General features: G+C 43.0%; 11 protein-coding genes. 8 read left to right on the forward strand and 3 right to left on the reverse strand.

What is annotated here, in order from left to right; all coding sequences use genetic code 11:
• Positions 1 to 239 precede the first annotated feature (239 nt).
• On the forward strand, positions 240 to 1697 hold the full coding sequence (locus tag ACGF5R_RS05030; RefSeq protein ID WP_240000827.1) for an anti-phage dCTP deaminase: 1458 nt from the start codon (positions 240 to 242) through the stop codon (positions 1695 to 1697).
• Positions 1694 to 1864 (forward strand): hypothetical protein, encoded by a 171-nt coding sequence (locus ACGF5R_RS05035; protein ID WP_158537786.1) that lies wholly within the window; start codon positions 1694 to 1696, stop codon positions 1862 to 1864. The genes ACGF5R_RS05030 and ACGF5R_RS05035 overlap by 4 nt, the downstream gene beginning before the upstream one ends.
• Before the next feature lie 337 nt (positions 1865 to 2201).
• On the opposite strand, the gene uxuA is transcribed toward ACGF5R_RS05035, so the two are convergent.
• From uxuA to ACGF5R_RS05050, 3 genes are all read right to left on the reverse strand, one after another.
• A complete protein-coding gene (uxuA, locus tag ACGF5R_RS05040) occupies positions 2202 to 3389 on the reverse strand; it encodes a mannonate dehydratase (RefSeq protein WP_387689966.1) in 1188 nt (395 codons plus the stop codon).
• A gap of 85 nt (positions 3390 to 3474) precedes the next feature.
• Positions 3475 to 4236 carry an FCD domain-containing protein gene (locus ACGF5R_RS05045; protein WP_112878459.1) on the reverse strand — a complete coding sequence of 254 codons (762 nt, stop codon included), beginning with the start codon at positions 4234 to 4236 and terminating at the stop codon, positions 3475 to 3477.
• A gap of 117 nt (positions 4237 to 4353) precedes the next feature.
• Positions 4354 to 5334, reverse strand: coding sequence for a TRAP transporter substrate-binding protein (locus ACGF5R_RS05050; protein WP_387689968.1), 981 nt, complete (start codon positions 5332 to 5334; stop codon positions 4354 to 4356).
• 298 nt (positions 5335 to 5632) lie between these two features.
• Here ACGF5R_RS05050 and ACGF5R_RS05055 point away from each other — a divergent pair, with 298 nt between their 5' ends.
• Genes ACGF5R_RS05055 through ACGF5R_RS05080 form a run of 6 tightly spaced genes read left to right on the forward strand, consistent with a single transcriptional unit; the run spans position 5633 to position 11998 of the window.
• The gene (locus ACGF5R_RS05055; RefSeq protein ID WP_112878457.1) at positions 5633 to 6139 is read left to right on the forward strand and encodes a TRAP transporter small permease; all 507 of its coding nucleotides are present in this window, start codon (positions 5633 to 5635) and stop codon (positions 6137 to 6139) included.
• A gap of 27 nt (positions 6140 to 6166) precedes the next feature.
• Positions 6167 to 7468 carry a TRAP transporter large permease gene (locus ACGF5R_RS05060; protein WP_387689970.1) on the forward strand — a complete coding sequence of 434 codons (1302 nt, stop codon included), beginning with the start codon at positions 6167 to 6169 and terminating at the stop codon, positions 7466 to 7468.
• 42 nt (positions 7469 to 7510) lie between these two features.
• The gene (locus tag ACGF5R_RS05065; RefSeq protein WP_387690058.1) at positions 7511 to 8965 is read left to right on the forward strand and encodes a fructuronate reductase; all 1455 of its coding nucleotides are present in this window, start codon (positions 7511 to 7513) and stop codon (positions 8963 to 8965) included.
• Positions 8966 to 8987: 22 nt separating this feature from the next.
• Positions 8988 to 10412: a glucuronate isomerase gene (gene uxaC / locus ACGF5R_RS05070; RefSeq protein ID WP_262980909.1), complete on the forward strand. Its 1425-nt coding sequence runs from the start codon at positions 8988 to 8990 to the stop codon at positions 10410 to 10412.
• The gene (locus ACGF5R_RS05075) at positions 10409 to 11353 is read left to right on the forward strand and encodes a sugar kinase (protein WP_262980910.1); all 945 of its coding nucleotides are present in this window, start codon (positions 10409 to 10411) and stop codon (positions 11351 to 11353) included. Before uxaC ends, ACGF5R_RS05075 begins: the two co-directional genes overlap by 4 nt.
• 15 nt (positions 11354 to 11368) lie before the next feature.
• Positions 11369 to 11998 (forward strand): bifunctional 4-hydroxy-2-oxoglutarate aldolase/2-dehydro-3-deoxy-phosphogluconate aldolase, encoded by a 630-nt coding sequence (locus ACGF5R_RS05080; RefSeq protein ID WP_262980911.1) that lies wholly within the window; start codon positions 11369 to 11371, stop codon positions 11996 to 11998.
• The last annotated feature ends 122 nt before the right edge of the window (positions 11999 to 12120 follow it).

Genomic DNA, 12120 nt, shown 5'->3' on the forward strand with positions numbered 1-12120 from the left:
GTTTCGGTCAGTTGTGTATAGGCCATAGTGCATTTTCCTTTGGCGAGAAAGATGCCTACTATAGCAACTGACCGCCCTTCTGAAAAATTGCACTTATTAGTCGAATCTGCCGTTTGAATGTTATTGTCCATTTTTTATAAATGTAATTAACGGCTATTTTAAATAGAGCAGAACGATAATAGGAATAAATATTTAACATGGTTACTATAAATAAAACATATCTATCTGGGAATGATCAGATGTCTCCTGATTTTGATTCTGAGATCGTTATTGGGTTAGTTGGTGCTGTAGGAACGGATTTGGATATAATTAAAGACTCTATAACACAGAAGCTTAATGCGTTCAGATATGATGTACAGGAGATAAGAATATCTTCTGAAATTATTTCAGTATTAAGAGATATTCCCTCAACGAAGGATAATTATGAAAGGATAAGTTGTTTAATGTCGGAGGGTAATTATTTAAGAGAGATTAGTCAGGATAATTCTATATTGGCATTAGCTGCGGTAGCAGAAATAAATAAAAGAAGAGAGAAGAAGCGCTTTTTATCAATACCGTCTATTAGGAGGGCGTATATTATACATTCTCTCAAACACCCGGATGAAGTCAATGCATTAAGGGAGATTTATGCAAATGGGTTTTTCCTGATAGGTGTATATACGAGTGAATTTCAGAGATTGAGAAATCTTACCGTTGATAAATGTATTGATGAAGTAAAGGCTAGAGAATTGATTAATCGTGATTCCGATGAAGGGAATAAATGGGGGCAGCATACCAGAGATACTTATGAGTTATCTGATTTTTTTGTAAGCTATGATGGAAATAAAAACAGGACCGACAATAATATATGGAGAATATTAGATCTTATTTTTGGTAATCCATATGTTACTCCAACCTTTGATGAGTATGCTATGTTTATGGCTTTTTCTGCTTCGTTACGATCTGGAGATCTTTCCCGCCAGGTTGGTGCTGTATTAACGAAAGATAAGAGCATAATCTCAACTGGGGCTAATGATGTGCCACGGTTCGGCGGGGGATTATATTGGCCTGATTATGTGGGAGATATAATCGAAGATGCTGAAAATGGTAGAGATTATAAAATAGGCGAAGATTCAAACGCGAAACAGAAAAGATTAATTATTGAAGATATACTTAAAGATATTGTGGATGAAAAAAAAGAAGTATTTAAGGAATATCTCCTGCAAAGCAAGATAAAGGATATTACCGAATATGGAAGGGTTGTACATGCTGAAATGGAAGCAATCTTGGCATGTGCGAGAAGTAATATTAGTACTCATAATGGGATATTATATTGTACTACGTTTCCTTGTCATAATTGCGCAAAACATATTGTTGCTAGTGGTATAAGGCGAGTTGTATATATTGAACCTTATCCTAAAAGTAAAGCTTTTGATTTCCATGTTGATTCTATTTCAACACCTGAAGATGAATCTTCTGATAATAAAGTGATTTTTGAACCATTTGTGGGTGTTGGGCCTCGCTGTTTCTTTAATTTGTTTTCAACAAATTTGGGGATAGGATATAAAATAAAAAGAAAAAATAAGGATGGTAAAGTTATTAAATGGTATAGGAAGGATGGAAGGTTGAGGATGAAGATGCTATCATTATCTTATATAGAAAAAGAGACCGAGTCAGCAGCTAACGTGAATAATTTAATAAAGGAGTTAAAAAAATGACTAAGAGAGAAGAGTTCTTAGCTTATTTAAATGAAGCGAGTAAAATAGTTGAACAATGGCCAGATTGGAAGAAAGGTGGATTGAAATCCTTTCGTAATCCGCAGACATCTGGTGAAGATAAGTCTAAGGTTTATACGACAGATGAAGCTAAAAATAAATTGGCATAACCTATTATTATTTATTGTAAAATATGTGGTCCGATAGGAATTTTTTCACTCCAAATTTATATCTTAATAAATCAACTAAAATAATAAATTAAAATTTTAGCTTAAAATGAGCCTGTATATAAAGTTGTAGTCAATTACTTTAATGTAACTTCATCTAAATAAAGTAACCCTTTATAGGGTTACTAATAAATATACCCGTTATCTTTCAAGTTGCCTCTTTGTTGGCTGCACTCGCTCACCCCGGTCACATAGTTACCTATGCTCCCGGGGATTCGCTCCCTTGCCGTCGCGATGCATCTTGAAATCCATAGGGTATATAGCTAATTACTCAAACCCATTATTTATTTTCAAAAAACGCTCTCCTTAAACCTAATTCCAGACCGCGAATTTCTGCCAAACCTTTTAATCGGCCAATACAGGAATAGCCGGGATTAGTCTGTTTTTTCAGGTCATCAATTATTTGATGACCGTGGTCAGGGCGCATTGGAATTAAACGATTATCTCCAGCCGCCTTACGGCGATATTCTTCACGCAGGATTTCCATCACTACGTTATACATATCCACATCACCTGCCAGATGAGCGGTTTCATGGAAAGTTTTACTATTTTCTTCCCGTTGGGTAGAACGCAGGTGAGTGAAATAGATTCGGTTGCCATAGCGCTTAATCATCTCAACCAAATCATTATCGCCACGAACGCCGTAGGAACCAGTACACATGGTAATGCCGTTAACCGGGCTTGGTTCAATGGTTGCTAGCCATTCAATATCTTCAATAGTGGAAATAATACGTGGTAAGCCCAGAATAGGACGCGGCGGATCATCCGGGTGAATTGCCAGACGTAAACCATATTCTTCACATACAGGAACAATCTGGTGCAGGAAATAAGCTAAATGTTCACGCAGTTTATCGCGGGTAATATCTTTGTAGCGATCTAATTGTGCCTGAAATTCTGCTAGCGTATAGCCCTCTTCGGCCCCCGGCAGGCCAGCAATAATATTCGCAGTGAGTTTCTCAATATCAGCAGCAGACAGGTTGTCGTAATAGACTTTTGCCTGAGCTTGTTCTTCGACAGTGTAATCAGCTTCTGCACTTGGACGTTTGAGGATATAGATTTCAAATGCGGCAAAGGCAATTTGATCAAAACGTAGGGCTTTAGAACCATCAGGGAGTGTGTATTCAAGATCGGTGCGTGTCCAGTCCAGCACGGGCATAAAATTATAGCAGACGGTATCGATGCCACATTCCGCCAAATTTTTCAGTGAAGTTTTGTAATTATTAATCCATTGCTGATAGTGACCGGTCTGGGTTTTAATCTCTTCATGAACAGGCACACTTTCAACAACTGACCAGATAAGCCCCTTATTTTCGATGAGGGTTTTGCGAGTCAGGATTTCATCTTTGTTCCAAACATGTCCGTTAGGAATATGGTGTAATGCGGTAACGATGCCGGTTGCACCAGCCTGACGGATATCATCTAAAGAAACAGGGTCATTTGGGCCGAACCAACGCCAGGTTTGTTCCATTGTTATTTACCTTTATGCAAATGCCAGAATGAAAAAAATCCACCAGAATAATTGGATATAAAAAATTATTAATTATTTCGTTAAATTAATTACGCCTCTTTGCTATTTCATAGGGATATGAATTAAAGAGATAACCGTCGAAATAGGGATCATCAACATCAGATAATTCCAGTAAACGTAATTTCACATTCTCCAAATGTTGCCACATGGCTTGTTTCGCTGCCGCCGGATCTTTTTTGATCATGGCGGATAAAATGATCTGATGATCATCCAGCCATTCTTTACGATAATCTTTATCGGTAATTCGCGTGTGCAGTTTCTGCCACATGGGATTATTTTCCCGCCATGCCCAAGATTGTTTAAGCAGTTCAACTAACATACTGTTATGGGTGGCTTCCGCAATCGCCAGATGGAATTCTCTGTCGCCGGATTCATCTTCACCGGAGGCCAAATCTTCGGATTCTTTTTGTAATGCTCGACGCATATTAGCAATGTTATTTGGCGTCACTTGCATGGCGGCAAATTCGGCAATATTACTTTCCAGTAATTGGCGAGCTTGTAATAGCTCGAAAGGTCCTGCTGCGTTAACTGAGCATGAAGAGGAAGTGGGTAGGTGAGGGCGGTTAATAATATAGATCCCGGAACCTTTGCGGACTTCAATAAGGTTTTCTAGTTCGAGCATAATTAATGCTTCACGCACAACGGTTCTGGAAACTCTTAATAATTCAGCAAGTTCTCGCTCTGGAGGTAAGCGATCCCCGATACGATATTGCTGGTTGGCAATCATCTCTCTTAATGAAATGCCAACTTCTTGGTAAGGACGTTTTGGCTCAAGTAAATGCTTCATGGTGTCACTATTGTTGTCGTGATTATCGATGGTGTTGTGTAGATAATAATCAAAAATAGAAATTGGTCAACCAAAAATGCCACTTAAGGGCGAAGGCCAAATGGCCTTCACCAATAATTATCTGACTGCGCGGATGCGCTCCACCATGCGGTAAAGCACTGGGTCGCTTTTCTTAATGTCGTCGTACATCGGTTTGACCGCTTCTTCAAACGATTTTTGATCCACATCGACGAACTTGACTCCAATTTTCTCTGCATTCTGGCGCTCTTTCTCCTCTGATTTTTCCCACAATTGCGTCATATATTGAGAGGAGTTAATGGCAACATTGATGAGAATTTTTTGTTGCTCTGCTGACAGCTTATTTAGCGATTTAGTAGAAATAACAAGGACGTCTGGCACCATAGTATGGTTATCCAGCGAGAAGTATCTGGCAACTTCACTGTGACGGCTCAGGCTAAAAGAGGGAATATTATTTTCTGCGGCATCTACCACACCTTGTTGTAGAGCAGTATACAGTTCGCCATAAGCCAGCGGTGTTGGGTTACCACCTAAGTTTTTCACCATAGAAATGGCGGTTGGGCTAGGCTGAACCCGAATTTTCATGCCTTTTAGATCCTCAGGCGTGCGGATAGGTTTTTTGGCGTAGAAGCTGCGAGCGCCGGCTTCATAGTAGGTTATGCCAATAAAGCCACGGTTTTTGCTGGATGTCAGAATCTCTTTACCAATCTCGCCGTTTTTAATCTTTTCGTAATGGGCTTTATCGCGGAACAGATAAGGTAAGTTAAAAGCGGAATAAACGGGCGAAAAAGCTTCCAGTTCTGCGGCGTTAGATTTAACTAAATCCAGCGCGCCATTTTGCATTAGTTCCATCGATTCCCGTTGGTTACCCAATTGTGCGTCTGGATAGATCCGAATACGAACATCGCCATTCGTTTTTTGGCGAACTTCATCAGCAAACTGAGTCATGGCCTTGTGCACTGCATGGTCGCGGTTATGGTTATGGCTGAGTTTTAATGTTGTTACTGCCATAACTTGTGACGCGCCTAAGGCAAATATCGCTCCGATTACAGTAGATAAAATCCGCTTAGTATTGCTCATTATTCGTTCTCCAATTGTTGTAAATAGGTTACGGGCACAACTGAACTGACGGTCAAACCATAAGCATCACTTCGGATTTCGTCAAAAAGTAAAAGCAATTTGGTTGACCAATATCACAAAATAATCGGCACAACTGGTGAACCAGTCAGTTTGTGATCCCGCTCACTGGATGTTTTTTTGACCTGGATCTTATAATCCAAGCAACGTAAAGTTCCCTTTACTGATTTTGGTCTGAAAGTTTTCCGCTATTTGGTTGACCAGATAGGGCCTCCGTTGAGGCCAATAAGGATAAAGTCCCGTGAAAAACCTTGTGTATTGCATCAATAAAGGTTTGGCATTTTTTACCGTCAGCCTTTCCGTTTTTTTGGTGTTTTGTGTCACATGGCAGGTGGTTTCCCGCTATGTGTTTGGTACGCCGAGTACGGTAACCGATGAACTCGCTCGTTATCTGTTTATGTGGGTTGCCATGATTGGCGCGGCATATACCACAGGTCAACATCGTCATTTAGCTATCGACTTGTTAACGATAAAACTTAAGGGAACAGGAAAAAATAGTGTGGGTTTGGTGATCCAGGCCGCGATCGCTCTGTTTGCTTCGATCGTGCTGGTGTACGGTGGATCGGTACTGGTGATCTCAACCCTTGAAACCGGGCAGATCACTCCCGCGCTGGGATTACAGATGGGATATGTCTATTTATGTCTGCCAATTAGCGGTGTTCTGATGATTTGCTATGTGTTGGTAGACATTATTGCTCTGATTCGGAATTTTTCAGGTAAAGACGCGGTTATTTCTGAAAATCAATAAAGTCACCAGGCAGAAGAGGATGGGCTTATGGATTGGCAAGTGGTTTTAGCGTTGTTTGGTAGTTTTGCCGTGTTGCTGGCACTGGGTGTACCGGTATCCTTTGCGATTGGCTTATCATCATTACTGGCAATTATGATGACTTTGCCACTGGAAGCGGCGATTACCGTGGTTGCGCAACGTATGGCAGTCGGTGTTGATAACTTTTCTTTACTCGCTATCCCGTTTTTTATTCTGGCGGGGAATATGATGAATCAGGGGGGAATTGCTGCCCGTTTGATTAATCTGGCAAAAGTCATAGGTGGCCGTTTGCCCGGTTCTCTGGTGCACGTCAATATTATGGCGAATATGTTTTTCGGTGCGATTTCGGGTTCAGCGGTGGCATCGGCTGCGGCGGTCGGTGGAACGATGGCGCCGATGCAGAAAAAAGAGGGTTATGAGCCGGAATATTCTGCTGCGGTAAACATTGCTTCCTGCCCTGCCGGTTTGTTGATCCCGCCAAGTAATACCTTGATTGTTTACTCACTGGTTTCTGGTGGCACATCAATTGCGGCGCTGTTTTTGGCAGGTTATATTCCCGGTATTTTGATGGGCCTATCCTTGATGATTGTGGCGGCAATTATTGCCAAACGCCGTGGTTATCCGGTATCACCTAAGCCGACATGGAGTGAGTTTTTCACCACATTGGTTCGCGCATTGCCTTCTCTGATGCTGGTTGTGGTTATTATGGGAGGGATCATTGCGGGTATTTTTACCGCCACAGAAGCCTCGGCGATTGCCGTGTTATATAGCTTTGTATTAGCAGTATTGATTTATCGTGAAGTCAGTATCACCCAATTACCCAAAATCATTTTGGATTCTGCGGTGACCACTTCCATTGTTTTGTTGTTGATTGGTGCATCAATGGGCATGTCTTGGGCAATGGCGAATGCGGATCTGCCCTATTTGATCGCTGATGCACTTATGGCGGTTTCTGAAAACCCTCTGGTTATTCTGTTGGTCATTAATCTCATTCTGTTGTTGGTCGGAACCTTTATGGATATGACACCGGCGATTCTGATTTTTACGCCGATTTTCCTGCCAGTAGCGCAGAATATGGGCGTTGATCCGGTACATTTTGGCATCATTATGACCTTTAATCTGGCTATTGGTATCTGTACACCGCCGGTAGGGAGTGCGCTGTTTGTTGGCTGTTCTATCGGTGAAGTCAGCATTAATAAGGTATTGAAACCCTTAGTCCCCATGTATTGCGCTTTGGTTATCGCGTTGATGTTGGTGACCTTTATACCGCAACTGAGCTTGTGGTTGCCTCAGATGTTACTGAATGACTGAGCATTCAGGTAATCCGCGTCATTAAACAGGAATTGTTCTATGATCCGTAATATAGCCAACAGCAACATCAATCCTGCTATTTCTCTGCCTTCTTATGATCGTCAAAAATTGGTTACCCGTATTGTTCATCTGGGATGTGGCGCTTTTCACCGCGCACATCAGGCGGTTTTTACTCACCATATGTTGGAAAAAACGGGCAGTGACTGGGGAATTTGTGAAGTTAGTTTGTTCTCCGGTCATCGGTTGATTCAGCAACTTAAAGAGCAGGATTGCTTGTGTACCATTGCGGAGAAAGGGGCGGAAAAAGCGGAGCTGAAAATTATCGGCTCTATGATTGATGCTTTGCACCCTGAGTTTGTCGGTCAGCAAGGTATTCTGGAAACTATAGCGCAGCCGCAAGTGGCGATTATTTCTCTGACGATTACCGAAAAAGGGTATTGCATCGATGCAGCCAGCGGCAAACTGGATGTGAATAATGCATTCATTCAACGGGATTTAGCTAACCCAACCGAACCGACATCGGCCATTGGTTATATTGTCGAGGCGCTTCGTCTGCGTTATGAACGTGACTTACCGCCATTGACGGTGATGTCCTGCGATAATGTCAGAGAGAATGGCAAAGTTGCCCGTGAAGCGGTGGTGGGTTTTGCCCGCTTACGTGATGAAAAGTTAGCCCAATGGATTGAACTGAATGTGACGTTCCCATGCACTATGGTTGACCGTATTGTTCCTGCGGCCACATTAGAATCGTTGGAGCAGATAGCTGAACAGTTGGGGGTATATGATCCGTGTGCAATCACCTGTGAACCTTTCCGTCAGTGGGTAATTGAAGATAACTTTGCCAATGGCCGTCCAAACTGGGATGTAGCAGGGGCGCAGTTTGTTAAAGATGTGGTGCCTTTTGAAACTATGAAATTACGGATGTTAAACGGCAGTCACTCATTTTTAGCCTATCTGGGCTATTTGGCGGGGTATGCACATATTGCTGACACAATGGCAAACCCCGATTATCGGCAAGCTGCTTTGGATCTGATGCTGAAAGAACAAGCGCCAACCTTGACGATGCCGCCAGGAATCGATCTCTTTCAGTATGCTCATCTACTGATTGAGCGTTTTAGTAACCCCAACCTTAAGCATCAAACCTGGCAGATAGCAATGGATGGCAGCCAGAAACTGCCACAACGTATGTTTGATTCTGTCACTTATCATCTGGCAAACGGCAGCGATTACCGCCATTTAACTTTGGGTATCGCCGGGTGGATGCGTTATGTCAGTGGAAAAGATGAACAAGGCAAATTGATTAATGTGCGTGATCCGCTCGTTGAGCAATTTAAATCTATTTATCAGCAACATGGGTTATCTGCTGATGTAGTGCCTGCACTGTTGGCGATTTTCGGCAGCCCATTATTAGCTAATTCGCATCTTGTCCGGGCAGTTACCGAAGCTTATCAATTATTATTGGAACGCGGCGCCCGTCATGCTGTGGCGACACTTTGATTTGGCTGACAGGAACAAAGATATGAAAAATTTTATGTGTGAAGATTTTCTTCTAAACAGTGAAACTGCTCGTCAGCTATATCATGAACATGCCGCAGATATGCCGATTTATGATTATCACTGTCATCTTAATCCACGAGAAATTGCTGAAAATCGCCGGTTTGATAATCTTAGTCAGATTTGGTTAGAAGGGGATCATTATAAATGGCGGGCTATGCGCTGTGCGGGTATTGATGAATCGTTGATTACCGGCAAGCAAACCAGTAATGCTGAAAAATATCAGGCATGGGCAAAAACAGTACCGCTAACATTAGGGAATCCGCTTTATCACTGGACTCACTTGGAATTACGTCGTCCATTTGGTATTACCGGGAAATTGTTCGGGCCGCAAACTGCTGATGAAATCTGGCATCAATGCAACGAAAAACTGGCAACACCGGAATTTTCAGCTCGTGGCATTATGCAGCAAATGAATGTGCGTATGGTTGGAACTACGGATGATCCGGTGGATTCTCTGCAATATCACCGCCAAATCGCGACAGATGAGAGTTTCGATATCGAAATATTGCCAAGCTGGCGTCCTGATAGGGTGTTTAAAATTGAGCTGGTGGGTTTCGTTGACTATATCAAACAGCTTGAGGCCGTGGCTGATGTATCGATCGCTGCTTTTGCTGATGTGTTGAACGCGTTGGAGCGTCGGCTTGAGCATTTTGCTGCTCATGGCTGCCGGGCTGCTGATCACGGCATAGAAAATCTACGCTATGTTCCTATTCCTGATGAAACGGTATTAAATGGCATCCTGCAAAAACGGCTGGCAGGGAGAACGCTCTCTGAGCTTGAAATTGCACAGTACACCACGGCGATTCTGGTATGGCTTAGCCGGCAATATGCCGCTCGTGGTTGGGTGATGCAAATGCATATCGGCGCTATTCGCAACAATAATAGCCGTATGTTCCGCTTACTTGGCGCGGATAGCGGCTTTGATTCCATTGGTGATAACAATATCGCTTGGCCATTATCTCGTTTGCTGGACAGTATGGATGTGACGGATGAGTTGCCGAAAACGATTCTTTACTGCTTGAATCCACGAGATAACGAAGTAATTGCAACGATGGCCGGTAACTTTCAAGGTGGCGGTATCGCCGGTAAAGTTCAGTTTGGTTCGGGCTGGTGGTTCAATGATCAGAAAGATGGCATGTTGCGTCAGCTTGAACAACTTTCCCAACTTGGGCTGCTGAGTCAATTTGTGGGTATGTTGACCGATTCTCGTAGCTTTCTTTCATACACGCGGCATGAATATTTTCGTCGCATTCTGTGTAACTTGTTGGGGCAATGGGCAGAAAAGGGCGAAATTCCTAACCACAAAGCTATGTTAGGGCAGATGGTTGAGGATATTTGCTTTAATAACGCCCGTCGTTATTTTGCCTTGCCGGGAGAAAACTCATGAAACAGATTGCATTCCTTGGTGAATGTATGATTGAACTTAATGGCGTCCCTTTTGCTACCATGTATCAGGCTTTTGGTGGTGATGTCCTGAACAGTGCGGTTTATTTAGCACGTGCAAGCCAACAGGAGATTGCCGTTCATTTTGTGACGGCGTTAGGGGTGGATCCCCTCAGTGAAGGGATGATCACTCGTTGGCAAGACGAGGGTATTCGTACCCATCTGGTTTTGCGTGATCCGGCTCATCAACCGGGATTGTATTTGATTCAACTCGATGAACTGGGAGAACGGACTTTTCTGTACTGGCGTAGTGATTCCGCTGCTCGTTATATGGTGCGCCATCCTGATTTCTCTTCGGTTATGCAAGCATTACAGCGGATGGATGCCATTTATCTCAGTGGCATCAGCCTGGCTATTTTGCCTGCTGATGATCGTGAAAAGTTACTAAACTCGTTGGCTGAACTGGCTGCTCAGGGAAAAACCATCGTTTTCGACAGTAATTACCGTCCGACATTGTGGGAAAGTGTGCAGGAAGCCAAGAACTGCTATCAGAAATTACTCGCCTTTACCTCACTGGCACTGGTGACAGATGAAGATGAATGTAAGTTGTGGGGCGATAAATCGGTTACAGCAACCATGATTCGCCTTAAACAAGCAGGCGTTAAAGAAGCTGTTATTAAAGCGGGGCCTGCCGGTTGCTATTATCAGCATTTGATACAGGACACGCCGATTGAGCTAATCCCAACGGCACCGGTTGTTGACGTGGTCGATACTACGGCGGCAGGAGATGCCTTTAATGCTGGGTTTCTGGCAGGATTTTTGATGGATTGCCCAATACAACAAGCGGCAATCATGGGGCATCGTCTGGCTGGTAGCGTTATTCAGCATAAAGGGGCGATTATTCCAGTCAGTGACACTAAGACAGTGACTGATGGTTTCTTTTAACAGTAGGAAAAATCGATGAGACAGATGATTGAGCAGTTGCGCCAGTTAAAAATTGTACCTGTGATTACTGTTGAGCGTGCGGAAGATATTATTCCGCTAGGTAAGGTGTTAGCTGATAATGGTTTGCCGGTAGCGGAAATTACTTTCCGTTCTGCGGCAGCGGCGGAAGCTATTCGTCTGTTGAGAGAGGCTCAGCCGAATATGCTGATTGGTGCGGGAACCGTCCTGAATCGTGAACAAGTGGTTGCTGCGAAACAGGCTGGCGCCGATTTTATGGTTTCTCCGGGTTTTAATCCAAATACGGTCAAAGCCTGTCAGCAATTAAATATTCCTATTATTCCGGGTGTGAATAATCCAAGTGCGATTGAAGGCGCAATGGAATTGGGGTTAAAACTGCTGAAATTCTTCCCGGCAGAACCTTCTGGAGGTTTGCCAATGATTAAAGCAATATTAGCACCTTATACCGAACTGCAAATTATGCCTACTGGAGGTATCGGACCAAACAATATCCGCGATTATCTTGCTGTACCGCGTATTGTGGCGTGTGGTGGTTCATGGATGGTTAGTCAAGCGCTGGTGGATAACCGAAATTGGCAGGAAATTGGCCGCCTGACTCGTGAAGCGGTGGATTTGGTTAATACTTAAGGAGTAGTTATTATTGCATTGGAATAAAATATTATTCCGATAATATGCCAAAGAGAAGAAAGGATTTAGTAAAAATTCTTTTTGGTATTTAATAATTTTCAATTTTGTTAAGTGGTGATATT

The organism is Photorhabdus sp. RM71S (assembly GCF_042879355.1).
In the GTDB taxonomy this organism is placed as follows: Bacteria; Pseudomonadota; Gammaproteobacteria; order Enterobacterales; family Enterobacteriaceae; genus Photorhabdus; species Photorhabdus kayaii.